Below are 25,037 nucleotides of genomic sequence, written 5' to 3'. Positions count from 1 at the left end.
AAATGCGAGCAGCAATTGAAGAGGGAGTGACAGTTGTGTCAGAAGAAAAAATCTACGATACGATCATCATTGGAGCGGGTCCTGCCGGAATGACAGCCGCTGTTTATACATCACGGGGAAATCTTTCAACATTAATGATTGAAAGAGGAATTCCAGGCGGACAAATGGCGAATACGGAAGATGTCGAGAACTATCCTGGCTTTGAAAGTATTTTAGGGCCGGAACTTTCAAATAAAATGTTTGAGCATGCGAAGAAATTCGGTGCAGAGTATGCATATGGCGATATTAAAGAAATCGTGAACGGTGAAGAATACAAAATCGTCAAAGCCGGCTCAAAAGAATACAAAGGACGCTCTGTCATTATCGCGGCAGGGGCTGAATACAAAAAAATCGGGGCACCAGGTGAAAAAGAACTTGGCGGCCGCGGCGTATCATATTGTGCAGTATGTGACGGGGCTTTCTTTAAAAACAAAGAGCTTGTCGTCATTGGCGGCGGTGATTCTGCGGTAGAAGAGGGTGTGTATCTCACACGCTTCGCTTCTAAAGTAACGATTATCCATAGACGCGATAAACTTCGTGCACAAAGCATTTTACAAGCGCGTGCCTTTGATAATGAAAAAATTGACTTCAAGTGGAACAAAACCGTCAAACAGATCAATGAAGAAAACGGGAAAGTCGGCAGTGTGACATTGGTTGATACGGTGACTGGTGAAGAAGAAGAGTTTAAAACAGACGGTGCCTTCATCTATATCGGAATGCTGCCGCTGTCTAAACCATTTGAAAATCTCGGCATTACAAATAAAGAAGGCTACATCGAGACAAACGAAAGAATGGAAACAAGAGTGGAAGGTATTTTCGCAGCTGGTGACATTCGTGAAAAAACACTTCGTCAAATTGTGACAGCAACAGGTGACGGAAGTATTGCAGCACAAAGCGCACAGCATTATGTAGAAGAGCTTGCTGAAAAACTCAAAGCAACGAAATAAAAGGCTGTCGTAAATCCTTAATATAGCGTCATGGGCTTTTAACTGGAATGTAACACGGGTGAAATAATTTTCCGTTATGATAAAACTAGTAATTGACCCCCTTTTATAAGGAATACATGTTTGGCACGGATGTGAATCCGTGTCCTTTTTTTTGCCTGAAATCAGAAATTCACGAGATGTTCACAAATGACGCATGGAGAACCATTAGATGCTGTAAAATAAAGAGTAGAGAAATTGCCCGTTACACGATTCAAACGAAAACCGGTCTGTTTTCGGGGAAGAACGGGCATGTTCATTGTGGGAGTCAGGTTGAACCTGTATAATAAGTTAAAGACATAAAAGAGTAGGTGACAGCTGATGCAACGAGTAACCAATTGTGTGCTGCATCACGAAGATCAAGTTCTCTTGCTGCAAAAGCCAAGGCGGGGCTGGTGGGTAGCACCGGGCGGCAAAATGGAAAGCGGAGAATCGGTCAAGGATTCAGTCGTTCGAGAATATAGAGAAGAAACAGGTATTTATATTTTAAATCCGCAGCTGAAAGGTGTTTTTACCTTTATCATAAAAGAAGGCGATCAAATCGTTCAAGAGTGGATGATGTTCACCTTCATGGCAGATTCATTTACCGGAAAAAACGTAACAGAGTCAGAGGAAGGCGTTTTAAAATGGCATGACGTAAAGGATGTGCCTGATTTGCCGATGGCCCCAGGAGATTCCCATATTCTTGATTTCATGCTTAAAGGAAAAGGACTACTGCACGGCACTTTTACGTATACACCCGACTTTGAGCTGATTGCTTATCGGTTAGATCCTCAGGGAGAATAATACATGAACCGTTTTCATAAAGAAGGAGAGGAAGCAGGCATGAATACACACAAACAAGAAGATATTCAGCTTGTGATTATTACAGGAATGTCAGGTGCGGGGAAAACCGTCGCCATTCAAAGCTTTGAAGATTTAGGCTACTTTTGTGTTGATAACCTGCCGCCATCACTTTTACCGAAGTTCTTAGAGCTCATGAAGGAATCGAATTCCAAGATGAGCAAGGTCGCTCTTGTGATGGATTTGCGCGGACGCGAATTTTTTGACAGCTTAATTGCCGCCTTAGATGAAATGAGTGATCTTGACTGGATCACGCCAAGAATTCTATTTTTAGATGCAAATGATAAGGTGCTTGTCTCAAGATACAAAGAAACGAGACGTTCGCATCCCCTTGCGACAACAGGTTTGCCGCTCGAAGGAATTGAAATGGAGCGCGAGCTGTTAGAGGAGTTAAAAGGCCGGTCTCAAATGATTTTTGATACATCGGATTTAAAACCGAAACAGCTGCGAGAAAAAATTGTCACGCATTTTGCCACCAATCAAGGACAGGTGTTTACAGTAAATGTGATGTCCTTTGGTTTTAAATACGGCCTGCCGATTGATGCTGATCTTGTCTTTGACGTGAGATTCCTGCCGAATCCTTACTATATTGAGAGCATGCGTCCACAGACTGGAAACGATGAAGAAGTGCGCTCCTATGTGATGAAATGGAGTGAAACGCAAAAATTCACAGAGAAATTAATCGATCTCCTCAGCTTTATGCTTCCGTCCTATAAACGGGAAGGAAAAAGCCAGCTTGTGATTGCCATCGGCTGTACAGGCGGACAGCATCGATCTGTGACACTGGCCAACTATTTATCGGAGTATTTTAAAAACGATTACTATACACATGTCACTCACCGGGACATTGAAAAGAGAAGCAGAAAATAGATGACGACACTACCAAAGGTGGTCATTCTTGGCGGGGGCACTGGCTTATCTGTTTTGCTCAGAGGGCTTAAAACGAAGCCAGTGGACATTACCGCTATTGTAACGGTTGCTGACGACGGAGGCAGCTCAGGCAGACTGCGGCATGATTTGAATATTCCCCCTCCAGGAGATATTCGAAACGTCCTTGCGGCTCTCTCTGATGTGGAACCGCTAGTAGAAGATCTATTTCAGCACCGTTTTAACAAAGGGAATGACTTAACAGGCCACTCACTCGGCAACCTCATTCTTGCGGCCATGACAAATATAACCGGTGATTTTTTTCATGCCGTCACTGAAATGAGTAAGGTTTTAAATGTGAGAGGAAAAGTATTGCCAGCAGCAAATTCAAGTGTTGTTCTTCATGCTGAATTAGAAAATGGGCAAATGGTGACAGGAGAATCGAAAATTCCCACCTATGGTGAGCGAATCAAACGAGTGTTCCTCACACCCGATACGATTGAACCGCTGCCAGAATCCATTCAAGTCATTCGTGAGGCGGATTTGATCGTCATTGGGCCCGGCAGCCTGTATACAAGTATTTTACCAAACTTGCTTGTCCCGCATATTGGAGAAGAAGTGATTCGCTCTAAGGCGAAAAAAGTATATATTTGCAATGTCATGACGCAGCCGGGGGAAACGCTTTCCTACAGTGCAGCTGATCATGTTCAGGCATTAAATGATCATATGGATCGTCCATTTATCGATACGATTTTTGTGAACAATAAAGAAATTCCAGAAGAAATCAAAGCAAAATATGCAGAAGAACAGGCACAGCCTGTCCAATTCGACACAGATGCACTGAAAGCAATGGGACTAGAAGTGATTCCTGGAGAAATCATTACATATGACCAGCATGTCATTCGTCATGACACGCTGAAAGTAGCCTCGCTGCTTGTCGACCTGCTGCATCAGAAAAAATAGGAATGGGGGTGGCAAGGATGTCATTTGCATCCGAAACAAAAAAAGAGCTGACTAATCTGGACGTGAAGGACTGCTGCACAAAAGCAGAGCTTTCTGCCCTCATCCGTATGAACGGTTCATTATCTTTCTCTAATCGAAAATTGATTTTAGATATACAGACAGAGAACGCAGCCATTGCAAGACGGATTTATACGCTGCTCAAGAAGAAATACGATGTGACAGTCGAACTGCTCGTCCGTAAAAAAATGAGATTGAAAAAGAATAACGTGTATATTGTCAGACTGGTAGAACGAGCGAGAACCATTTTAGAGGATTTGAAAATATTAGGTGAGCAATTTGTATTTGAGCGCAATATTTCAGAAGAGCTTGTGAAGAAAAGATGCTGCAAGCGCTCCTATATGAGAGGTGCTTTTTTAGCAGGCGGTTCTGTGAATAACCCAGAAACGTCCTCCTATCACCTTGAAATTTTTTCACTATATAAAGAACATAATGATGCCCTTTGTGAACTGATGAATCAATTTCATCTTAATAGTAAAACACTTGAGCGCAAAAAAGGGTACATTACGTACATGAAGGAAGCAGAAAAGATCACGGAATTCTTAAGTGTTGTGGGCGCTCATAACTCACTGCTCCGCTTTGAAGATGTGCGGATCGTCCGAGATATGAGGAACTCCGTCAACCGGCTCGTCAATTGTGAAACAGCAAACTTGAATAAAACGATTGGTGCATCACTGCGTCAGGTCGAGAACATTCAATTCATTGATGAAAAAATTGGACTTGATGCCCTGCCGGAAAAGCTTCGTGAAATTGCCAAACTGCGAGTCGACTATCAAGAGGTCACGCTGAAGGAACTTGGAGAAATGGTGGAAAGCGGCAAGATCAGCAAGTCAGGGATTAACCACCGTTTAAGAAAGCTAGATCAAATCGCAGAACAATTACGAAACGGACAAGCTGTTACACTCAAATAGGAGAATGAAAAAGGGAGGCAGATCATATGGTGGAAAAAACGGTCACCATCCAGCTGAAAACAGGCTTGCAGGCACGTCCAGCTGCTTTGTTCGTACAAGAAGCCAATCGCTTTGGTGCTGATATTTTTCTAGAGAAAGATGGGAAAAAAGTCAATGCGAAAAGCATTATGGGTCTCATGAGTCTTGCGATCAGCTCTGGGGTTACTGTCACACTGATTGCAGATGGTGCGGATGAGCAAGAAGCCATTGAGGCGTTAACGGATTTTATCAATCAAGAAAACTGAGTCTCTTCAAAGGCTCAGTTTTTTTAGGAGGGAATGTCATGATTCAAACAGCTTTTTTACAGAAGATCGAATATGAAGGCCAGTCCATCACCTTTGATGACTTGCCTGTAGTATTAAAAAAAATGGCCTTTACCTTTCCGTTTGAAAATAGAGCTGTTCTGAACAAACAATCCTACGCTTTGAATCAAGAAGGGTTGAAGCAGCATCTACTTGAAGGAAACAGAGGAGGTCTTTGTTACGATCTCAATCCTCTCTTATACTATGTGTTAAAAGAGGCTGGGCTCTCTGTACAGCTTCTTCAAGGAACAGTGTATATCAAAGAAGCGGATACGTGGGCCATTGATGGCACGCATGTAGCCATCATGTTGAAACATCATAACGAACGCTTTCTCATTGATGCGGGATTTGGTGTGAATTTACCTCTCCAGCCTGTGCCTTTTACAGAAGATTGGGTGGAAGGAGCGTCTATTCGGTTTCGCGTCAAAGCAAAGGAAACCGAAAAAGGGACACATCTGCTCCAATTAGATAAAGGAGATGGCGCTGAAACAGGCTATGCGTTCACTTTGAACGAGGTGGATGAGGATGCATTGTGCCAATTGAGACACGAGATTTATGAAAATGAATCCTCTACTTTTAACAAAAGACCGCTTGCCTCAAAGCTCACGCCAACAGGACGTGTGGTCGTTACTGAGGATCATGTCACCACACATGAGCATGAAGAAGTGTCGAAAAAGCCGCTTCCGATTCCTTTTGAGGATTATGTAAAAAAGCTTATACCGTAAACCACCATACGAAAAGACAGCCCTAGATCAAAAGGGGCTGTCTTTTTTATTGATTATCGAATACGTGTGAAAGTCGCATAATGGTCTGTTGTTTTGTAAATGAGCCAGTCGCTTGAATACACAAGACGGTCAGCATTGCGGAAGCCTGAAACGTAGTTGATGTCTGCCTCACGCCATGTTCGGCCGCTTGCTGAAGGAAGACGTCCCTCCCGGTTTGAGAAAATATCTCCACCAATGCTTTTACCTGGAGCCACCTCGGCTAGATTTCCCTTAGATGCCACCCATCCGAGAGCACTTGCTTGTGATTTTGTAATGTAGTTATCAGGCAGTCGTTTGTAGCGAATTAAATAATCTGCTACACCATCAAACGTATTAATGACGGCAAGGGTACGCACATCCGGCGTGAGCTGAATAGAAGCAGTTTCAGTTGTGGCTGTTGGTGTAAGAGGTGTTTCTGCATGAGCTTGCTGCGGGACAAATCCAGAAAACAGAATAGCAGCGATCAGAGCGAACATAGTAAAAATCGAACTTAATCTTTTCATCTTCATCCTCCTATTAAGGAAATCGGATGCCGTCCTCTTGATGCTTGTCTAGCTCATATTATAGCACCCGAACATAAAGGAAATGTAAAGAATCAGGATATTTGCTAAAATGAGTCTTTTCTCCTGATGTCTCCTAAAAGAAATAAATAAAAAGACGCAGTTTCTGCGTCTTTTCTGTCTCAAGATGAAGCAAGCTCCTTCACAACATCAACAGGCGCCTTCCCATCTATTCCATGAATCACATTATGAATGGCTCGTTTCAGCATGAGATCCCTTGTTGTTTCAGTAGCGGAACCGATGTGAGGGGCTAGGGTGACATTGTTCATCTCTTTGAAAGGATGATCCTCTTGAAGCGGTTCCTGCTCATACACATCAAGACCAGCGCCTTTGATCCATCCCTCCTGAAGTGCTTGAATGAGGCTTTTTTCATCCACTGTTTTTCCGCGGGAAATGTTTACAAATAAAGCCGTTTGCTTCATTAACTTCAATTCTCGTTCCCCAATCATATGATACGTTTCCTCGGTCAGCGGTGTAATCAACACGATGATATCAGCTTGTTTTAAAAGTTCATCAAGTGCACAATAGACAGCGCCATACGCTGATTCAGCCTTTTCATTCCGGCTTCGGTTATGATAAAGAACGTTCATATCAAAACCATGTGCTGCCCGTTTGGCCACTTGTTCTCCGATACGCCCCATGCCAATAATACCGAGCGTTTGGTGATGTACGTCGATCCCAAAGATCTCTTCCTCCTGTACGAATTTCGTCCATTTTCCTTCACGGATAAAACGGTCAAGCTCGGCGATTCTTCGCGCAGAGGAGAGAATGAGCGAAAAGGCAAGGTCAGCCACGGTATGATCGAGGGTATAAGGAGTGTGCGTACCAATCACGCCTCTTTGCCTCATCGCTTCTATATCGAAATTGTCATAGCCGACAGAGTTATTACTCACCACCTTGAGTTTTGGTGCGTGATCTAACAGCTCTTGATCGATTTTTGTTCCAGACGTTAAAAGACCATCAGCATGCTGCAGCTTCTCAAACAAAATGTCTCTTGGAATAGGGTCTTTGGATTGCCAAACTTCGTATGTACAATGTTCCTTTAGCATTTCTTCAAAAGAGGCAGGTAAGGGTTTGGCGACAAAAATGTGTGGTGTCACAGTCAATTCGCTCCTTTCACATGGTCATCTTACTCCTTTTATTATATAGCAACGATTTCGGCAGAACACGTTTGAATGTTAGCAGCTCAATATTTAATATACTGAAATAACGGTAAAGAAAGACATTTTCTTAGTGAAAAAGTAGATTCTTATGCCATCTGATGCATTTTTTATCTATATAAAAATAAGCTGATAGTAGATGAGACATGTGAAATTGCAAAATTTTACGAGAGATTATCTGACAAACTGGAAAATAGATCGAGACTTTTTGATAGAAAATTTATTATATTTGAAATGTATTAAACGGGATGGTCATTTTCTACTAAACCATTTTATTGTCTTTTGGTGTGATGAGAACAATAGATTGAAAACAAACCCGCGAAGCCGTTGGGATGCAGCGTAAAATAGAGAAAATGATGATATTTCTTCTCATCGTTTTCTCATTTTTTTCTTTTTTTTCTATCATTTTTCTTCTCTATTCTTGAGAACACAAGAAAGAAAAGGAGGACAGGCACGAGCTTACGTTACTTAAAAAAAGATGGGAGATGGCAAAATGGAGTCAAAATTAGAACAGATTCTTCGGCACAATTCAGAGTTTGTGAATGAGAGACATTATGAGCCTTACAAAGCGGGGAAATTTCCTGAGAAAAAACTGGTTATTTTAACGTGCATGGATACCCGTCTTTTGGAATTATTGCCGCAATCTATGGGGCTGCGCAACGGGGATGCAAAAATCATTAAGAATGCAGGCGCCATCGTGACACATCCGTTCGGCAGTGTGATGCGGAGTATCCTGCTAGCCATCTATGAACTAAAGGCAGAGGAAGTATGCATTGTAGGGCATCATGAATGCGGAATGGCAGGTCTTGCGGCGGACCCTTTACTTGAAAAGGCGAAAGCACGCGGAATCGAAGAGAAATGCTTAAGCATTGTGAAAAACTCAGGAGTTGATTTAAAGGGCTGGCTGACAGGCTTTGATTCAGTTGAAGAAAGCGTGGCCCAAAGTGTGAAATTAGTGAAAGAGCATCCACTGATGCCAAGTGATGTGGCAGTTCATGGACTGGTGATTCACCCAGCGACAGGAAAGCTGGATGTCGTAGTGAAAGACAAACAAATTGACCCACAGTATACCTAAATCATCTACACATACTTGAAGGAGGCCAACACATACCATGCGTTTTTATGGAAGATTTGAAGGGTACAATTCATCAAAGTTTAGACGCGATTTAATCGCTGGGCTTGTCGTGGGCGTTGTGGCAATTCCTTTAGGCATGGCATTTGCCATTGCATCTGGTGTCGGACCAGAATATGGATTATACACAGTCATCGTTGCCGGCATTTTGATTTCATTGTTTGGTGGTTCAAAGTATCAGATCGGCGGGCCGACCGGGGCGTTTGTTCCCATTTTATTCGGGATCGTCAGCCAGTACGGTATTGAAAACTTGCTCATTGCCGGTTTTATGGCAGGCTGTATGCTTGTATTATTCGGAATATTCAAACTAGGAAAGCTCATGAAATTTATTCCTCGTCCGGTTATCATCGGTTTTACTGCTGGCATTGCTGTCATTATTTTTTCAGGACAGATTGCCAACTTCCTCGGATTAAAGGGTGTTGAAAAACATGAAAGCTTTTTCCTCAATATGAGAGAAATCGTGGTCCATCTTGGTACCACAAACAGTCTCGCCATTATCACAGCCGTCATCGGGCTCATCGTGATTTTGGCGGCACAAAAATACATTCCCAAAATACCTGGTGCTCTATTAGGTTTATTGGCTTCTACGTTTCTAGCCGTTCTCTTTTTTCAAGGACAAGTTGAAACGATTGGCTCTGCATATGGTGAAATCCCTCGTCAGCTGCCAACCTTCGCTTTTCCTGAATTGACGATTGAAAAAATGATATACCTCCTGCCTCCAGCAATTGTCATTGCGCTTTTAGGCGGCGTGGAATCGATTTTATCCGCAATGGTCGCTGATAATATGAAAGGCTCTAAGCATGACAGCAATAAAGAGCTTGTGGGGCAAGGAATTGCCAATATGGCGGCACCGCTTTTCGGAGGAATTCCAGCGACGGGAGCTATTGCCCGAACGGCAACGAACATAAAAAATGGCGGGGCAAGTCCGATTTCTGGTGTGGTGCATGGCGTTGTCGTCTTACTGATCTTAATGGTATTTGCGCCGTATGCGTCGATGATTCCACTTGCTGCAATGGCACCGATTTTAATGTTTGTTGCTTGGAATATGAGTGAGAGAAAAGAGTTTATCAATATTTTGAAAGTGAAAAATGCTGATTCGCTTGTACTGGTCGTGACCTTCCTGCTCACAGTGATCGGTGATTTGATTATTGGCGTCACTGCTGGTCTCATTTTAGCGTTTATCGCCTTTATCAAAAAAATGAGCCAGACGACCAATATTCATACCAATGTCGCTGTTCCTCAAATGGAAACAGCAGCTGCTTTAGAAAAACAGACAGAGGAGAAAGGGATCAGTATGTATTCCATTGAAGGGCCGCTCTTTTTCGGAACAACAGATTCATTAGAAAATTCGATATTGGATCATGTCCAAACAAAACCGAAAACGCTCATTCTGCTTATGAATAAAGTCAATTATATGGACACATCGGCAGAAGCGGTTCTAATGAATATCTCCAATCGATTAAAGCATCATAATGGAAAGCTGATGATCGTTGGACTTCAATCACAGCCTAAGGAGCTTTTGCATCGAACAGGTCTATTCCATCATATCGGAAAACAGCATTTCTTTGAACGAACGGATGACATCTCACCACAGCATCTTTAAGGCGTAAAAAAACACGTGACATCTTGGTCACGTGTTTTTTACTGGCTCTTTTTCTCCAGAAAAGCGTTTGTTGAGTTTTTGTTGATGAGCGCTGAAGACCTCTTCTACTGTGACATCATATTGATCCGCTAAAATGAGGAGATTTGCTAAAACATCTCCCATTTCTTCAATGAGTTCTTTCTTCAGCTCTGATGATTCCTGTCTCTGCTCATCAGGCCGGTCTCGTCCGATTTCTATTGCTCTAACAGCACGAGCGAGTTCTCCCGTTTCTTCCATTAAGAAGCCTAACCGGATAAACGGTCCGTATTCTGTCCAATTTCTCGTTTGATAAAAATCCTTGATCCACTTCTCCATCTCGGTTGTTTGCATTCTCTCTATACAGCTCCTTATATGGTGTTCACTCTTTTGATTTTACACTATATATAGAAGAAACGGCTGTTTCTTTACAAATCATTATAGTAGAATGAGTGGGGGAAGAAATCATAGAGAGAGATGGGGCGGTTTTGATGAAAACGATTTGTGTGTTTGCTGGTTCGAATCCAGGTGTAAATGATGTCTACAAACAAAAGGCTGTAGAGCTGGGTGCTTATATGGCGAAGCAGGGCATTCGTCTTGTTTACGGCGGATCGCGTATTGGGTTAATGGGCGCGATTGCCGATGAGGTCATGAGACATGGCGGACAAGTGATCGGAGTCATGCCTAAGGGGCTTTTTAGAGGAGAAGTCGTGCATCAAGAGCTGACAGAGCTAATTGAGGTAACAGGCATGCATGAACGAAAAGCGAAAATGAGCGAGCTGGCCGATGGGTTTATTGCGATGCCAGGCGGCTTTGGTACATATGAAGAATTATTTGAGGTGCTGTGCTGGGCACAAATCGGCATCCATCAAAAGCCGATTGGATTGTATCAAGTGAATGACTACTTTAATCCGCTCATAGACATGGTGAAATTCATTGTACAGGAAGGTTTTTCGAATGAATCTCACCTTCAATTGTTACATGCTTCGAGTGAACCGGAGGAATTAATCACGCAGATGGCTTCTTATCAAACACCGTCTCTTCAGCAGAAATGGACGGAGCTGTCTTAAAGTATGATGAAAAAAAAACCGTCTGTTCAGGAACAGACGGTTTTTGTTGTGATGATTATTTTTGGTCTTCTGTATTACGGGTCAAGACTTTGTCAATGAGTCCGTATTGAAGTGCTTCTTCCGCTGTTTTGAAGTTGTCACGATCTGTATCGCGCTCAATGACTTCAATTGGCTGACCAGTACGTTCAGCAAGTACTTGGTTCAGTTTATCGCGTAAAGAAAGGATTCGTTTTGCCGCAATTTCAATTTCAGTTGCTTGACCTTGGGCACCGCCGAGTGGTTGGTGAATCATGACTTCACTGTTTGGAAGAGCATAACGCTTACCTTTTTCACCAGCAGCAAGCAGGAACGCACCCATAGATGCAGCCATACCAATACAAATAGTTGATACCTTTGGTTTAATAAATTGCATCGTATCGTAAATGGCCATACCAGCTGTGATTGAACCGCCAGGGCTGTTAATGTAGATAGAAATATCTTTTTCTGGATCTTCAGCTTCTAAGAAAAGCAGCTGTGACACGATGGAGTTGGCAACATTGTCATCGATCGCAGAACCAAGCATGATAATACGGTCTTTTAAAAGACGAGAATAAATGTCGTAAGCTCTTTCCCCACGATTTGTTTGCTCAATGACTGTAGGTATTAAATTCATAATGTTCCTCCTTCACCTTTTAGGTAAGTATGTAATTCAATGATACATTTTTGGTCAATAAAGGTCAAACAAAACGCTGACCTAAATTCAAATACCCCTATCCATTTTCCCCAAAATCATTCCACTTCAAACCATCATATTAGTGTATGAATAAAAAGTAAGAAAATACATCATCATGACGAATGATTAATCATTGCTTTCTTGCAGCATTTCCCTTATAATTTGATATGCTGACGTTCAAAAAACATATCGTGCGCTCGTAGCTCAGTTGGATAGAGCGGTGGTTTCCGGTACCACGTCTGCCGGGGGTTCGAATCCCTCCGAGCGCGTACTTGACCTTGCTTACGATGTTAAAGGTCTTTCATGAACCCCTCTTCATATGGAGAGAGGTTTTTTTGTTTTCATTCGGGTTTATCGTTCACTAGGGTGAGGGAAGTGAAAAAATGATCTGGTTGCAAGCCAGCAACATCTATCCGAATATAATAAAATAACCCCCACTCTTAACATAAGAATGGGGGTTATTGCTATAAAGGAGTTACCTGCCTTTCTGGCCTTTCCTGTAAATAGCCGCAGGTATAATTGTTAGAAGAACGATGATAATTCCGATTACTGATACAGTATTTTTTATTGTATTGTCATTCACGGTGAAGTTTGTCACGATCATTGCCGCTAGACAAAGAATGATAATTAAATAACTGTATTTCTCCAAGACTTTCACAAAATATCCCTCCAATATGAAGCTGAAAATAATATTATGACTAATTATACAAAAATAAATAATAAAGGGTTATATTGGATGTTTGCTCGTGAGAAGGCGTTATGTTCATGTCCCTCCATGAAATACTGGACGTAAGACTCATTTCTTCCCTTTTCAGGCGTATTTGTTGAGCCGGCTTGCTGTATATGATTAACATGGAAGGGAATTGACAATGAGGAGGAATTTCTTGTGGCGAAGATTTTATTGATTACGTTTCCAGCTGAAGGACATGTGAACCCTATGTTAGGAATGATTAAAGCATGGGCGGATCGAGGCGATGAAGTGCATGCGGTCACAACTGTACATTATGAGGAACGAATCAAACGCTTAGGCGCTCACGTACATATACACCCAGACTATATTCGGACATTACATGTGGAAGAAGGAGATTTAGATTCTATGCAGCCGTTCTTTCATGCCATGCTGCAAACATCCTATGATATTTTAGAGGTGGTGGAAACACTTTCTGAGAAGCATTCATTTGATTTGGTCTACTTTGATATGTTTGGGGCAGGGGAGCTTGTTCGAGATTACTTGCACATTCCAAGCATCGGTTCCAATCCATCTTTTGTGCTGCAAGAGGCGCATTTTGATACACCGCTATACAGAAAGGATGAGAAAGCCGATCATCTGTTAGAAAAAATACAAGAGCGTTTTGGCGTTCAGCCGACGCGTTTGATGCAATTTATGAAAAACCGTGGAGAACTGAATATCGTCTATACAAGTGAATATTTCCAGCCTTCTGTTGATTCATTAAACGATTCGTTTGTTTTCATTGGACCGAGCTTTCTAAAAAGAGCCGACCAGCATGATTTCCCGCTGGAAGCACTTGAGCAAGAAAAAGTCGTTTTCATTTCCATGGGCACCGTTCTTGGGGATACAGAAGCATTTTTTAATATGTGTATAGATGCTTTCGAAGACTTTGACGGAAAAGTGATTATCGCAACAGGTGAAAAAGTAGATCGTTCTCTCTTAAAAGAGGCGCCTGCTCATTTTCTGATCGAGCCTTATGTGCCGCAGCTTGAAGTGCTCGAACTGACAGATGTGTTTATAACGCACGGCGGGATGAATAGTGTCAATGAAGGTATTCATTACCACGTTCCGATGGTCGTCATTCCAGTCGATAAAGATCAGCCGATGGTGGCACAAAGACTGACCGAATTATCTGCTGCCTGTACACTTGATAAAGATCAGCTGACACCAAAGCAGCTAAGAGAAACTGTTGAGAAGGTTTTAGGCAGTGACACGTACCGTGCGGGGATTGAGAAAATTGAAGAAAGCTTCCAAGCGGCAGGTGGAACAGAAAAAGCATTAAAGGTGATCGACCAATTTATACAAGCGAAACAGACTCAATCATGAGTCTGTTTTTTTTATGAAAAGACGTTGTATTTCCCATTTCTGTATGCTAATATTCAATTCGTAATCATTTCGATTAATAATCGTAATGATTACGATAATTTTGAATTGGGGGAAGTACATATGAAGGATCAACCTGTTTACATAAAAAAGAAATATGAGAAAAGGCATCCCTATGTGACATACACCTTGATGCTGTTTTCAGTGATGGCTTGTTTTTTATTGGCATCATGCTCTGAAAACAAAGCATCTTCCAGCAATGATAGAGAAAAAGATGAGCTCGTGTATGCAAGTACAAAAGATATCAGGGACATCAATCCCCATCTATACGGCGGAGAGATGGCTGCTCAAAATATGGTGTTTGAATCGCTTGTCGTCAATACAGAGAAGGGCGTTCAGCCTGCCTTAGCGAAAAGCTGGGACATATCAAAGGATGGAAGGACCTACACCTTTCATCTTCGAAAAGGTGTGACTTTTTCAGATGGTGAGCCTTTTAATGCAAAGGCAGTGAAATTGAATATTGATGCTGTCGTCAAAAATATTGAAAAGAACGCTTGGCTTAATCTCGTATCTGAAATCAAATCCACAAAGGCGGTAGATGACGATACATTTGTTCTCACGTTGAAAGAGCCTTATTATCCTACGTTAGAAGAGTTGGGCTTAACACGCCCCTTCCGTTTTATTTCTCCAAAAAGCTTCATTGATGGAACGACTGCAAAAGGAGTTAAAAGCTATGCGGGTACAGGTCCTTATGTACTAAAGGAACATAAGAAAAATCAATATGCCGTTTTTGAAATGAATGACCACTATTGGGGACAAAAGCCGAAAATTTCAACTGTGAAATGGAAAGTCATGCCGGATCACCAAACCATCTTACTTGCGCTTCAAAAAGGAGAGATTGATCTTTTATTTGGAGCAGATGGTGACATGATTGATGGAGACTCATTCCAGGCTTTAAAAGAAGCAGGGCAATATGGTGTCACCATGAGCCCTCCTGTTGGTTCAAGATCGATTGTGATTAATTCAAACCAGCCAATCACAAAAGATCCGAAAATAAGAGAAGCTTTTCAATACGCCATTCAAAAGGACATGATCACAGAAGGTATTTTAAATGGAACGGAAAAGGTGGCACACACATTGCTTGCTCCTTCTGTCCCTTACGCAGATATTCCACTGAAAAAGAAAACTTATCAAAAGAAGAAAGCAGAGGCAATATTGGATGAGGCAGGCTGGAGGATGAAAGAAGACGGGTATCGCTATCAAAATGGCAAACTGCTGAGTGTGGCTATTTACTATAATTCCGATAATGCAGGGGAAAGAACGATCAGTGAATCGATTCAACAAGATTTCAAGCAGGTGGGGATCAAGCTGGATATTAGAGGAGAAGAAAAACAGGCATTCTTAGATCGCCAAAAAACAGGAAAGTTCGATCTGATGTACTCGCTGTCTTGGGGGCTTCCTTATGATCCACAAACTTATGTCTCTTCATTCCGTGTAGCATCCCATGCTGATTATCAAGCTCAATTAGGACTGAAAAAGAAAAAGTGGCTGGACGAGACGATTACGGAAGTTTTAGTAGAACCAGATGAGCAAAAGCGGAAACAAATGTATCAAGAAATATTGACGTATATCCATGATGAAAATGTCTACCTCCCAATCTCTTATTCTGTGACAAAGGCTGTTTATAATAAGCGCCTGAAAGGCGTAGGTTTTCATGTGTCTCAGTATGAAATCCCATTTGACCGTATGTATTTTGCGTCATAAAACGGAGGTAGAGACATGACTCGCTATCTCTTAAAACGAATACTGATGCTTTTTCCGCTTATGATCTTCATCACCTTCTTTGCTTTTGTACTGCTGACGATGCGGGCAAGTGATCCAGCAGAAGTCGCTTTGCGGGTGAATCAAGTCACTCCAACAGAAGAAATGATTGAATCGATGCGGCAGGAGTTAGGCTTAGACCAGCCATTTTTCATCCGCTATGCGACATGGCTTAAAAATGGATTAACAGGTGATTTTGGCAGGAGCTATGTCACGCAGGAGGCAGTTTTTGATCTTATCATGGAGGCGCTGCCTGCGACACTGCAGCTTGCAGGAGCAGCGCTCTTTTTTATCATAGTGCTCAGTTTATTGTTCGGGGGGATCTGTGCATATGCTGCTCACACTTGGGTGGACCGTTTATTGAGAGCCTTTGTGTTTATCGCCGCTTCAATGCCTAGTTTTTGGCTGGGGATTTTGTTGATTTGGCTTTTTTCTGTCAAATTCAATTGGGTTAATACGAGTGGAATGGAAGGGTTCAAATCGATTCTTCTTCCAGCTGTCACATTATCATTTGGCTACTTATCGACCTATATGAGACTGATACGGAATCAAATTCTAAAATTTCAGCACGAGCCCTTTGTTTTTTATGCAAGAGCACGTGGTTTAAAGGAACGAACCGTTCAACTGAAAGTCATGAGGCATGCCCTGCAATTAGCGGTAACAGCACTTGGCATGTCTATTCCAAAGCTCATTGCGGGAACCGTCATTATTGAGAACCTTTTTGCTTGGCCAGGGGTTGGCCGGTTGTGTGTAACGGCTATTTTCCATGCTGACTTCCCCATTATTCAAGCCTATTTGTTTGTGATGGGGTTCCTGTTTGTTATGTGCAATCTCATCGCTGATATGATGCAAATGACCATGAATCCGCAATTGCGAAAGGAGGTATGACAACAATGATAGGGTGGCATCAATTAAGAAAAGACCGTATGGCGATTCTTTCAATCTGGCTGTTAGCGCTTGTCGCATTAGCTGGACTGTTTGCTCCAATGTTAGCACCACATGACCCAACAAATACGAACATTCTTCAAAAATATGCCGGTATCAGTCTTACTTACCCACTCGGAACGGATCATCTGGGGAGATGTGTATTATCGCGGCTTTTATATGGCATTCGGACAACAATGCTTGCGGCTATGCTGACGATGTGTATCACGATGCTCATTGGCAGCGCACTTGGACTCATGGCAGGCTTCTTTCGAGGAAAGACGGATGGGGTTTTGATGAGGCTGTGTGATGTCATGCTGTCCTTTCCAGCAGAGGTGATGATTCTTGCGGTTGTGGGAATACTCGGACCTGGACTATTCAATATTATTTTGGCCAATGTCCTAGCGAAATGGGCCTGGTATACAAGAATGATTCGGTCGTCTGTCCTTCAATATGCGAATGAACCTTCTGTTCAATTTGCAAAGGTGACAGGCGGCAAACCCCTTTACATATTGAGGAGACATCTATTTCCTCGCATCTCAGGAGAAATGGCTGTTTTTGCGACACTTGATGCGGGCTGGGTGATCTTAAATATATCAGCACTGTCTTTTCTTGGATTAGGTGTGAGTGCACCTACACCAGAATGGGGCATGATGCTCAACGAGGCGAAGAATGTCATGGTGACACATCCAGCTCATATGCTTGCGCCTGGACTTGCCATCTTGTTTGTGGTCATGGCGTTGAGCTTTTTAGGAGACAGCCTTCAGCATGCCGCGAATCCTGCCATGCATCATACCAGAAAGAAAGGGGTGAGGCCATTTGCCTTTAATCGCCGTAAAAAATCTGTCCGTACATGATCCACAGCAGCAAAAGAATATAGTGACGAATATCACATTTTCTTTACATCAACAACGCTGTTTAGCCATCATTGGGGAAAGTGGCAGTGGAAAATCAACTGTCGCCAAAGCGTTAATTGATCTTGTCGCCCCTTCGCTAGAAGTGGAAGGAACGATCATTTTTGACGGCAAAACATTAACAAATCAAGAAGCGCATCAATGGCGGGGGAAACGAATAGGTTTCATCTCACAGGATGTCATGAATGCATTCAACCCTATCGAAACGATTGGTCATCAAATGGTGGAAACATTTCAGCAGCATTTGGGCTTACGAGGGAAAGAAGGGAAAGCACATGCTATGGCTGGGCTTACACGTGTCCATTTAAAAAATCCATATGATTTGATGAAAAAATATCCGTATGAACTGTCTGGAGGAATGCTTCAGCGTGTGATGATTGGCATCACGATGATGCTTTCTCCAGATGTGATCATTGCAGACGAGCCAACTGCATCACTTGATGCCTTTAATCGGCGTGAAGTCATCAGACAATTACACAGTTTAAAGGAAGAAACGGGTGTTACCTTAATCGTCATAACGCATGATCTAGGCATAGTTCAGGAAATCGCTGATGAATTGATGGTTATGCACCAAGGAGTAATGCTTGAGCATGGGTCAGCCAAGGAAGTGTTCACATCACCCGAGCATCCCCAAACAAAGCATTTACTTGAGACGAGGCTTCGATTATCTGCCCCTACTGAAGCACTGCGGCGGCAGAAGAGAGTGGAGGCGTTTCCATGTTGATCACAGCTATCGATCTAGTCAAACACGGTGAGAAGAAAGGTCTTTTTTCAAATCAAAGGAAATCAAAAGACCGCATATCAAATGTTTCGTTTCAAATCGAAAAAGGACAATGTGCCGGATTAGTCGGTGAGAGCGGCAGTGGCAAAAGTACATTGGCACGTATCCTGCTCGGTTTAGAAAAAATAGATGGAGGAGAGGTACAGATTGATGGTATGACAGCTGACAAATGGCGGAGGGTGAATCGGGGGAAAATGAGTGTTGTCTTTCAAGATTATCTATCTTCTGTTCACCCTTCCTTTACCGTGAAAGAGATCATAGCAGAACCGATGCGTTTGTTAAAGCAGAATCAGAATCTGGATCAGAAGGTTTTGTCATTACTTGAGCAAGTCAGGCTGCCCTCGTCTGTACTGAATCAATATGCTCATCAGCTAAGCGGTGGTCAGCTCCAGCGAGTGTGCATCGCACGAGCCATATCGACGCATCCAGCCATTCTCATACTAGATGAAGTCTTGAGCTCACTGGATGTCTCTGTTCAAGTACAAATATTGGAGCTGCTTGAGACATTAAAACAAGAGCTAGACATGACCATGCTTCTCATTACTCATGATGTAGAAGCAGCGGTGTATCTATGTGACCGCCTCCTATTTTTACATGAAGGAAGCCTAGTGGAAGAATGCAAAAAGGACGAACTGTTTGAAGTGTCCCATCCATTTACACTCCAGTTAATTGACTCACTTATGCCATTTCAGCTTGACAAAAAATAACCAATCTTTTATCGTATATGTAACAAACGACGGAAGGGTGACCCAATGCAATGAAGTACTAATCCTATGACCTGTAAGCAAAATGAACGAACGAAGGCAGTGAGCAAACGATCCGTTTGCCATGTTTGCTGCGTTTTCATTTTTTAGCTTCGGAATAGGATGGTACAGCTTGGGAATCAAAAAATGAAGTGATTGATACGCGGGATGTGTGTGTTCAAATAGGAACAGCCCTCCATACTGGATCAATCCGCTTATTTTTGTACACCATTTTGCCTCCTATTCTGAGAATGGGAGGCTTTTTCATGTCTCCTGATATGAAAGGAGAGGATTGGATGTTATTAAAAGCCAATCAGTTAAAGGTATTTCGAAAAGATCGCTTGTTATTTGATATTGAGGAGCTCGCCATCCATCAAGGTGATCGCATTGGTCTTGTAGGGACAAATGGCAGCGGAAAAACGACTTTATTGCATGTGCTGGCGGGGCAGGAAACACCAGACAGCGGCACGGTTGCCGCCACAGCGGTCTGTACGCTGCTTCCTCAATTGAAACAAGGAGATGGCAGACAGAGTGGCGGTGAAATGACCCAGACTTATATTGAAAGAGCATTAAGCCGGCCGTCTGCCCTTTTATTAGCAGATGAACCGACCACTCATTTGGATACGGAGCATATTGAGTGGCTGGAAGATAAGCTGCGTCATTATCAAGGAGCTCTCATTGTTGTTTCACATGATCGTGCTTTTTTAGATGCAATATGTACGGAGATTTGGGAGCTGGATCATGGGAAGCTTCATCATTACAAAGGCAATTACACACATTTTGCACAGCAAAAAGAGCTGGCACATCGTCAGCAGGTGGAAGCGTATGAAGCCTATACACAAAAGAAAAAACAGTTAGAGCATGCACTGGAAAAGAAAAAGAAAAAGGCGGACAAAGCGACAAAGCCCTCCCAAAAGGTGAAATCCTCAGGGCCTAAAATTGCAAAGCCCTACTATGCAAATAAGCAAAAAAAGCTGCAAAAAACAGCCAAATCCATTGAAACAAGGATGGAGAAATTAGAAAAGGTGGAGAAGGTAAAGGACATTCAGCCGATTCAAATGTCTCAGCATACGATGAAGGAAGTAGCAAGCCGTACCATTTTGCGAGTGGAAAATGTAGATGGCAAGGCGGGCGATAAAGTGCTTTGGAAGCAGGCGAATGTGGAAGTGAGGGGCGGAGACAAGGTTGCCATTATCGGAAAGAACGGGAGCGGAAAAACGACATTTCTCCGCATGTTAGTGAATGGACACCCCGGAGTTACTCGTTCAGAGGCTGTCAAGCTAGCCTATTTTCGTCAGGATCTTTCAGGACTGAAGGCAGATGAATCGATTTTACAAAATGCGCTCAAAGAGGCGGTTCAAGATGAGACAGTGGTTCGAACGGTTTTGGCGAGACTAGGATTTAGAGGGGATGATGTGCACAAGCCTGTTGAGGTATTAAGCGGGGGAGAACGGGTGAAGACGATGCTTGCGTCCTTACTCGTCAGTGATGCCAATGTTCTCATGCTGGATGAACCGACGAACTTTTTAGATCTGGCGGCAGTTGAAGCACTTGAAGGTCTATTGAAGGATTACCCAGGTACCGTTGTGTTTGTTTCCCACGATCGCAGGCTGATTGAAGAGGTTGCCACTCGTATTTTCCATATTCATGAGGAACGTATTGAAGCATTTGACGGCACATATGAAGCCTATAAACAAAAGGAAGAAAAACCAGCTGTGACAAATAGAGAAGAGGAGCTTCTGTTAATTGATATGCAGCTGTCTGAAGTGCTCAGCCGTTTAAGTATTGAGCCGTCGCAAGAGCTTGAAGAGGCATTTCAAGCATTATTGAAACAAAAAAAGTCTTTGGAGTCATAAAAGAAAACCCCTGTTTACTCTACAGGGGTTTCAGCGCGCGGACAAACCCTCGCATTCTTTGTCAGTCCTGCGTGCCGGTGCTCACGAATGTACAATTCGCTCCGCTCCGGTACTCGTCCTTCCTAGACTTCAAAGGTTTTCCATCACGCTGAAAGTGTTTACTCTACAGGGGTTTGTTCATGTCGTTCTTTTTTTAATTGTTCAAGTTCACTCACTGTGACGAGCTGGTAGCCTTGTTTGGTGAGTTCATGGATGATCTTTACTGCTGCTTGGGCTGAGCTTTCATAAATATCGTGCATTAACACTGTTCTGCCATCGGCTGCATGTGAGAGAACGCGGTTTGTGATCTGCTGGCTGTTGCGGATTTTCCAATCCTCAGGATCAACATCCCACAAAGTGACCTTCATCCCAATTGCATGATTGATATCTTGATTTGTACCGCCATATGGCGGTCTAAAGTGCGTAGGTGTATATCCGCTTGCTTTCTCAATCAGCTGCTGGGTGTCCTTCACTTGTTTCACGGCTTCTTCTAAAGGCAGTCTTGTTAATAAAGGGTGATTGTAGGAATGGTTTCCGATCTCATTCCCGCCTTTTAAAATATCGGCAAGCATTCCAGGATAATATTGCACCCTGCTGCCTAATACGAAAAAGGTGGCATGTCCTTTATTTTTCTTCAGCGCATCTAAAATTTTTGAGGTTGTCGCTGGATTCGGTCCATCATCAAATGTGAGTGCGATGGCTTTTTTATTCGGGTCAAGCTTTGATTTTTGCGGCAGCTTGACGGCTTTTCTTTTTGGATTCGGTTCTTTCATTTCATTTTTATTTTTGAGTTTATCCATATATTCTGGCTTTAATATGTCCTTCAGCAATGTCTTTTTGATTGCGAGTGTTTGCGGACCAAGATCCTCTGCGGCTACTTGAGATGCAGGGAAATAAAATTCTACATATTTGTCTTTCAAGGCAAATTGACTGAAGTTTTGAGCATCAGGGGCTGTTCCTTTCTGAAGGAGAGGCTGATCCTTAGATAAGGTTTTGTCCTTCCGAAGCTCTGTATATGTAATATAGGATAATTTCTTTAAATAATTGGTTTTAGGCAGAAATAAATCTTTGGTGTCAAGAAAGGCTTTTTTCTGAAAATCAAAGTTAATCGTGAGATGATTGGTGGTTCCATTTTGCTGGCCAGTATACGTATAGGTCGTAAAGCGAATGGCAGCAGACTGCTTCGCATAATGCACCATTTCATAATCAATATTCAGTTCATAGCGTTTATTTTCATCAATATCCTTTGCTTCACTGAATGTTTTTTTGAAATGCTCTAATGCTGAATTGGCATAGCTTTGAATCTTGTCATCTAGCTCTTTTTGATGAAAAAGAGGATAGTTGACTGCATATCTCATAAATTTCCCGTCATTTACGAGAGTGACAATTTCTACGTCTTTATAGTTCGTATCCTGCTTTACATTTTTTTTCTCTGTACCGCTTGCTTGTTGATTTTGAAAGAAAGCAACTGCTCCAATGACGACTGCAAGCGCAAATAGGACGATACTCCATTTTCCCTTTACTGACACAACTTTCAAATCTCCTCTCATGACGGGTCATTCTTTATTAGTTTGACATCTGTTTGTAATATTTTTATAACATTTGACTTACTTTTGTAATTTTAGGGGATATTCATGCGAACTGTCAACTATTTTCCTATTAAACTATGAGAAAAAATGATAGGCCGTACTGAGCGGCAAAAAGAACCTCCCACCCCGATGCTCCGCACATACCTTCATTAATTAAAAAAAGGGGTGTACATTGATTTTTTAGAGGCTGACGGCTATAATTTTGTTGATTATGATTCTCATTTTCAAACTGACTTTTAATGAAGAAAAGGATGACACCGATTTTGCAGGATAAGCGAAAACCTCAACAAAAACGATCATCACATATTCTGTTCTTTTTGATATTTTTTCTCGCCGTCATTGGTTTAGCGGCTGCCATGTTTTTTGCTGTGTCATACGGTGCAAAAACATTGTCTCTGCAAACGGTTTGGACAGCTGTATTTGACTACCAGTCAAATGTTACAGAGCAGCAGATCATCCATGAATTAAGACTTCCACGTGTTTTAGGGGCAGCTCTAGTGGGAGCGGCGTTTGCCGTAGCGGGTGCTCTTATGCAGGGCATCACAAGAAATCCACTGGCAGATGCGGGGATTTTGGGCATTAATGGCGGTGCGATGTTTGTGGTCGCTCTCTGTTTTGCTTTTTTCCCAGGAATGCCTTATTCAGCACTGATGTTTTTTTCCTTTATTGGTGCTGTGCTCAGTACGCTGCTGATCTTTGCGATTGGAGCGGCTGGCGGCGTATTGACACCGCTGCGCCTCACTGTAGCAGGAGCGGTTGTAGCTGCATTGCTTCATGCGCTCAGCTCTGGGATCGCGATTTATTTTGACCTGAGTCAGGATCTGGCTTTTTGGTATGCAGGCGGGGTAGCTGGTGTGAAATGGCCGCAGCTGACGATTCTCGCCCCAGTTATTCTGATTGTGATCGTATGGGCCATACTATTAGGCCGGTCCCTTTCCTTACTATCGCTCGGTGAAGATACAGCGGCAAATTTAGGGGTGAAAACACGACAAGTGCGAATACTAGGAATGGCCGCTGCTGTGTTATTAGCAGGGGTTTCTGTATCAGCAGTTGGATCGATTGGGTTTGTCGGTCTCGTCATCCCGCATATTGCACGAAAGCTTGTTGGTGTAGACTATCGTTTCGTCATTCCAATGTCAGCGATATTAGGCGCAATGCTGCTTGTCTTTGCAGACCTTGCCAGCCGTACAGTCAATCCGCCAAGAGAGCTTGCCATTGGCGTGATGGTGGCACTTGTTGGTGTTCCTTTCTTCTTATACATTGCCAGAAAAGAAGGGAGGAACCTGTCATGAGAGAGAAACAGCGTGCTCTTGTCGTGACAGTCGTTTTGCTTTGCCTGAGTGCGGCTGTTGTGCTGTATAGTTTAAATACCGGTACGCTGAAACTAAACCCTGTCATGGTCGTCAAGACGTTATTTGGCTTTGGAGATTTTCAAAGTGAAACGGTGCTGTTTGACTATCGTCTGCCTCGAATTGTGGTGACGATGTTAGCTGGTATTGGTCTTGGCATTGCGGGCGGCATTTTGCAGAGCTTATCCCGTAACCCGCTGGCCGATCCTGGGATAATTGGACTGAATGCAGGGGCGGCATTTGGCTTAATTGTGTTTGTGACATATTTTCACGCACTTGAAGGCAATCCGTCTCTTCTTATTCCGCTCTTTACGTTTGGCGGCGGACTGCTCGCGGCAGCGGTCATCGTGCTTCTTGCATATGACCGGCATGAAGGGCTTGTTCCTATCCGGCTGATCTTAGTTGGCATTGCGGTTGCTGCGGGATTTAGTGCACTCACCTTATATTTGTCATTGAAGCTGGATGAAGATACATATACGTTTGCTTCAAGATGGCTTGTGGGCAATGTATGGGGGAGAGACTGGATTCATGTGCTGGCGCTTCTGCCTTGGATTGTATGCCTTGTGCCGCTTACGCTGATGCAGTCAAACACGCTCAATGCATTGACATTAGGAGATGCTGTCGCCTCAAGTGTAGGTGTACGTGTCCAGCGTAAACGTCTCCTTTTGCTGACCTTAGCGGTAGGCCTCGCGAGTGCAAGTGTTTCAATGACAGGCGGTATTGGCTTTATAGGCCTAGTCGCCCCGCATTTGGCTAGACGGCTTGTCGGTTCATTGCATCAGTATTTTTTACCAGTTAGTGCGCTGCTTGGCTTGTTGATTTTGGTCAGTGCCGATACAATCGGACGTTCCATCTTTGCTCCAAATGCGATACCGGCGGGTGTGGTCGTGGCCTTTATCGGTGCCCCATATTTTCTTTATTTATTAACTAAAACGAAATAAACACGAA

General features: G+C 43.0%; 24 protein-coding genes and 1 tRNA gene. 20 read left to right on the top strand and 5 right to left on the bottom strand.

Translation table 11 applies throughout. From position 1 onward, the window contains the following. Positions 1-35 precede the first annotated feature (35 nt). The 7 genes from trxB to MHB69_RS16455 all read left to right on the top strand — a co-directional run bounded on the left by trxB (position 36) and on the right by MHB69_RS16455 (position 5,729). Positions 36-986, top strand: coding sequence for a thioredoxin-disulfide reductase (gene trxB, locus MHB69_RS16485; protein WP_087976242.1), 951 nt, complete (start codon positions 36-38; stop codon positions 984-986). A 357-nt stretch (positions 987-1,343) separates the two neighbouring features. Beyond that, entirely contained in the window at positions 1,344-1,808 is a 465-nt protein-coding gene (locus tag MHB69_RS16480) for an 8-oxo-dGTP diphosphatase (protein WP_034281027.1), read from the top strand. A 39-nt stretch (positions 1,809-1,847) separates the two neighbouring features. After that, on the top strand, positions 1,848-2,735 hold the full coding sequence (rapZ, locus tag MHB69_RS16475; protein ID WP_034281443.1) for an RNase adapter RapZ: 888 nt from the start codon (positions 1,848-1,850) through the stop codon (positions 2,733-2,735). Continuing rightward, on the top strand, positions 2,736-3,695 hold the full coding sequence (locus MHB69_RS16470) for a YvcK family protein (RefSeq protein WP_034281026.1): 960 nt from the start codon (positions 2,736-2,738) through the stop codon (positions 3,693-3,695). A 17-nt stretch (positions 3,696-3,712) separates the two neighbouring features. Further along, entirely contained in the window at positions 3,713-4,663 is a 951-nt protein-coding gene (whiA, locus tag MHB69_RS16465; RefSeq protein WP_034281025.1) for a DNA-binding protein WhiA, read from the top strand. 26 nt (positions 4,664-4,689) lie between these two features. Beyond that, the gene (locus MHB69_RS16460) at positions 4,690-4,947 is read left to right on the top strand and encodes an HPr family phosphocarrier protein (protein WP_024423549.1); all 258 of its coding nucleotides are present in this window, start codon (positions 4,690-4,692) and stop codon (positions 4,945-4,947) included. Between the two features lie 38 nt (positions 4,948-4,985). Further along, positions 4,986-5,729 carry an arylamine N-acetyltransferase gene (locus tag MHB69_RS16455; protein ID WP_342495782.1) on the top strand — a complete coding sequence of 248 codons (744 nt, stop codon included), beginning with the start codon at positions 4,986-4,988 and terminating at the stop codon, positions 5,727-5,729. 53 nt (positions 5,730-5,782) lie between these two features. Here MHB69_RS16455 and MHB69_RS16450 read toward each other — a convergent pair whose 3' ends face one another. Together MHB69_RS16450 and MHB69_RS16445 are read right to left on the bottom strand one after the other, a co-directional pair. After that, positions 5,783-6,271, bottom strand: coding sequence for a ribonuclease (locus tag MHB69_RS16450; protein WP_041115611.1), 489 nt, complete (start codon positions 6,269-6,271; stop codon positions 5,783-5,785). A 179-nt stretch (positions 6,272-6,450) separates the two neighbouring features. After that, positions 6,451-7,428 carry a D-glycerate dehydrogenase gene (locus tag MHB69_RS16445; RefSeq protein WP_265193271.1) on the bottom strand — a complete coding sequence of 326 codons (978 nt, stop codon included), beginning with the start codon at positions 7,426-7,428 and terminating at the stop codon, positions 6,451-6,453. 553 nt (positions 7,429-7,981) lie between these two features. Between MHB69_RS16445 and MHB69_RS16440 the strand changes: the two genes are divergently transcribed. Together MHB69_RS16440 and MHB69_RS16435 are read left to right on the top strand one after the other, a co-directional pair. Further along, on the top strand, positions 7,982-8,563 hold the full coding sequence (locus tag MHB69_RS16440) for a carbonic anhydrase (RefSeq protein WP_041115915.1): 582 nt from the start codon (positions 7,982-7,984) through the stop codon (positions 8,561-8,563). A gap of 37 nt (positions 8,564-8,600) precedes the next feature. Then, entirely contained in the window at positions 8,601-10,223 is a 1,623-nt protein-coding gene (locus MHB69_RS16435) for a SulP family inorganic anion transporter (protein ID WP_024423544.1), read from the top strand. 27 nt (positions 10,224-10,250) lie between these two features. On the opposite strand, the gene MHB69_RS16430 is transcribed toward MHB69_RS16435, so the two are convergent. After that, positions 10,251-10,592: a MazG-like family protein gene (locus MHB69_RS16430; RefSeq protein ID WP_034281021.1), complete on the bottom strand. Its 342-nt coding sequence runs from the start codon at positions 10,590-10,592 to the stop codon at positions 10,251-10,253. A gap of 137 nt (positions 10,593-10,729) precedes the next feature. Between MHB69_RS16430 and MHB69_RS16425 the strand changes: the two genes are divergently transcribed. Beyond that, entirely contained in the window at positions 10,730-11,308 is a 579-nt protein-coding gene (locus MHB69_RS16425) for a TIGR00730 family Rossman fold protein (RefSeq protein WP_342495781.1), read from the top strand. Positions 11,309-11,363: 55 nt separating this feature from the next. Here the strand turns inward: MHB69_RS16425 and clpP are convergent, their stop codons facing one another. Continuing rightward, a complete protein-coding gene (clpP, locus tag MHB69_RS16420; RefSeq protein ID WP_024427684.1) occupies positions 11,364-11,960 on the bottom strand; it encodes an ATP-dependent Clp endopeptidase proteolytic subunit ClpP in 597 nt (198 codons plus the stop codon). Between the two features lie 253 nt (positions 11,961-12,213). Here clpP and MHB69_RS16415 point away from each other — a divergent pair. The 8 genes from MHB69_RS16415 (at position 12,214) to abc-f (ending at position 21,112) form a co-directional block, all read left to right on the top strand. Further along, positions 12,214-12,289, top strand: a tRNA-Arg gene (locus MHB69_RS16415). Positions 12,290-12,906: 617 nt separating this feature from the next. Then, on the top strand, positions 12,907-14,076 hold the full coding sequence (locus MHB69_RS16410; RefSeq protein ID WP_070326049.1) for a macrolide family glycosyltransferase: 1,170 nt from the start codon (positions 12,907-12,909) through the stop codon (positions 14,074-14,076). A 120-nt stretch (positions 14,077-14,196) separates the two neighbouring features. Next, the gene (nikA, locus tag MHB69_RS16405) at positions 14,197-15,837 is read left to right on the top strand and encodes a nickel ABC transporter substrate-binding protein (RefSeq protein ID WP_342495780.1); all 1,641 of its coding nucleotides are present in this window, start codon (positions 14,197-14,199) and stop codon (positions 15,835-15,837) included. Between the two features lie 15 nt (positions 15,838-15,852). Then, entirely contained in the window at positions 15,853-16,782 is a 930-nt protein-coding gene (gene opp1B / locus MHB69_RS16400) for a nickel/cobalt ABC transporter permease (RefSeq protein ID WP_342495779.1), read from the top strand. A 5-nt stretch (positions 16,783-16,787) separates the two neighbouring features. Beyond that, positions 16,788-17,675, top strand: coding sequence for a nickel/cobalt ABC transporter permease (opp1C, locus tag MHB69_RS16395; RefSeq protein WP_070326046.1), 888 nt, complete (start codon positions 16,788-16,790; stop codon positions 17,673-17,675). After that, a complete protein-coding gene (locus MHB69_RS16390) occupies positions 17,638-18,456 on the top strand; it encodes an ABC transporter ATP-binding protein (RefSeq protein ID WP_041115616.1) in 819 nt (272 codons plus the stop codon). Before opp1C ends, MHB69_RS16390 begins: the two co-directional genes overlap by 38 nt. Then, on the top strand, positions 18,450-19,220 hold the full coding sequence (locus MHB69_RS16385) for a dipeptide/oligopeptide/nickel ABC transporter ATP-binding protein (RefSeq protein WP_041115617.1): 771 nt from the start codon (positions 18,450-18,452) through the stop codon (positions 19,218-19,220). Before MHB69_RS16390 ends, MHB69_RS16385 begins: the two co-directional genes overlap by 7 nt. Positions 19,221-19,552: 332 nt before the next feature. After that, positions 19,553-21,112 carry an ABC-F type ribosomal protection protein gene (abc-f, locus tag MHB69_RS16380; RefSeq protein ID WP_193510701.1) on the top strand — a complete coding sequence of 520 codons (1,560 nt, stop codon included), beginning with the start codon at positions 19,553-19,555 and terminating at the stop codon, positions 21,110-21,112. A gap of 158 nt (positions 21,113-21,270) precedes the next feature. On the opposite strand, the gene MHB69_RS16375 is transcribed toward abc-f, so the two are convergent. Continuing rightward, the gene (locus tag MHB69_RS16375; RefSeq protein WP_342495778.1) at positions 21,271-22,680 is read right to left on the bottom strand and encodes a polysaccharide deacetylase family protein; all 1,410 of its coding nucleotides are present in this window, start codon (positions 22,678-22,680) and stop codon (positions 21,271-21,273) included. A gap of 323 nt (positions 22,681-23,003) precedes the next feature. On the opposite strand from MHB69_RS16375, the gene MHB69_RS16370 reads away from it, so the two are divergent. Then, a complete protein-coding gene (locus MHB69_RS16370; protein ID WP_176967187.1) occupies positions 23,004-24,032 on the top strand; it encodes an iron ABC transporter permease in 1,029 nt (342 codons plus the stop codon). Further along, positions 24,029-25,030, top strand: coding sequence for an iron ABC transporter permease (locus MHB69_RS16365; protein ID WP_061110110.1), 1,002 nt, complete (start codon positions 24,029-24,031; stop codon positions 25,028-25,030). The genes MHB69_RS16370 and MHB69_RS16365 overlap by 4 nt, the downstream gene beginning before the upstream one ends. Positions 25,031-25,037 lie beyond the last annotated feature (7 nt).

The organism is Bacillus sp. FSL K6-0994, assembly GCF_038630815.1.
Classification (GTDB): domain Bacteria; phylum Bacillota; class Bacilli; order Bacillales; family Bacillaceae; genus Bacillus; species Bacillus safensis.
The sequence above is the reverse complement of the archived record's forward strand: the minus strand, read 5'-3'. Positions and strand labels throughout refer to the sequence as shown.

What these genes read in the sequence shown, in the direction of transcription:
- MHB69_RS16480 (WP_034281027.1), top strand. Translation starts at nt 1,344, where the DNA reads ATGCAACGAGTAACCAATTGTGTGCTGCATCACGAAGATCAAGTTCTC.
- opp1C (WP_070326046.1), top strand. Translation starts at nt 16,788, where the DNA reads ATGATAGGGTGGCATCAATTAAGAAAAGACCGTATGGCGATTCTTTCA.
- rapZ (WP_034281443.1), top strand. Translation starts at nt 1,848, where the DNA reads ATGAATACACACAAACAAGAAGATATTCAGCTTGTGATTATTACAGGA.
- clpP (WP_024427684.1), bottom strand. Translation starts at nt 11,960, where the DNA reads ATGAATTTAATACCTACAGTCATTGAGCAAACAAATCGTGGGGAAAGA.
- MHB69_RS16460 (WP_024423549.1), top strand. Translation starts at nt 4,690, where the DNA reads ATGGTGGAAAAAACGGTCACCATCCAGCTGAAAACAGGCTTGCAGGCA.
- MHB69_RS16425 (WP_342495781.1), top strand. Translation starts at nt 10,730, where the DNA reads ATGAAAACGATTTGTGTGTTTGCTGGTTCGAATCCAGGTGTAAATGAT.
- MHB69_RS16450 (WP_041115611.1), bottom strand. Translation starts at nt 6,271, where the DNA reads ATGAAAAGATTAAGTTCGATTTTTACTATGTTCGCTCTGATCGCTGCT.
- opp1B (WP_342495779.1), top strand. Translation starts at nt 15,853, where the DNA reads ATGACTCGCTATCTCTTAAAACGAATACTGATGCTTTTTCCGCTTATG.
- MHB69_RS16385 (WP_041115617.1), top strand. Translation starts at nt 18,450, where the DNA reads ATGTTGATCACAGCTATCGATCTAGTCAAACACGGTGAGAAGAAAGGT.
- whiA (WP_034281025.1), top strand. Translation starts at nt 3,713, where the DNA reads ATGTCATTTGCATCCGAAACAAAAAAAGAGCTGACTAATCTGGACGTG.
- MHB69_RS16470 (WP_034281026.1), top strand. Translation starts at nt 2,736, where the DNA reads ATGACGACACTACCAAAGGTGGTCATTCTTGGCGGGGGCACTGGCTTA.
- MHB69_RS16435 (WP_024423544.1), top strand. Translation starts at nt 8,601, where the DNA reads ATGCGTTTTTATGGAAGATTTGAAGGGTACAATTCATCAAAGTTTAGA.
- nikA (WP_342495780.1), top strand. Translation starts at nt 14,197, where the DNA reads ATGAAGGATCAACCTGTTTACATAAAAAAGAAATATGAGAAAAGGCAT.
- MHB69_RS16430 (WP_034281021.1), bottom strand. Translation starts at nt 10,592, where the DNA reads ATGCAAACAACCGAGATGGAGAAGTGGATCAAGGATTTTTATCAAACG.
- MHB69_RS16440 (WP_041115915.1), top strand. Translation starts at nt 7,982, where the DNA reads ATGGAGTCAAAATTAGAACAGATTCTTCGGCACAATTCAGAGTTTGTG.
- abc-f (WP_193510701.1), top strand. Translation starts at nt 19,553, where the DNA reads ATGTTATTAAAAGCCAATCAGTTAAAGGTATTTCGAAAAGATCGCTTG.
- MHB69_RS16365 (WP_061110110.1), top strand. Translation starts at nt 24,029, where the DNA reads ATGAGAGAGAAACAGCGTGCTCTTGTCGTGACAGTCGTTTTGCTTTGC.
- MHB69_RS16455 (WP_342495782.1), top strand. Translation starts at nt 4,986, where the DNA reads ATGATTCAAACAGCTTTTTTACAGAAGATCGAATATGAAGGCCAGTCC.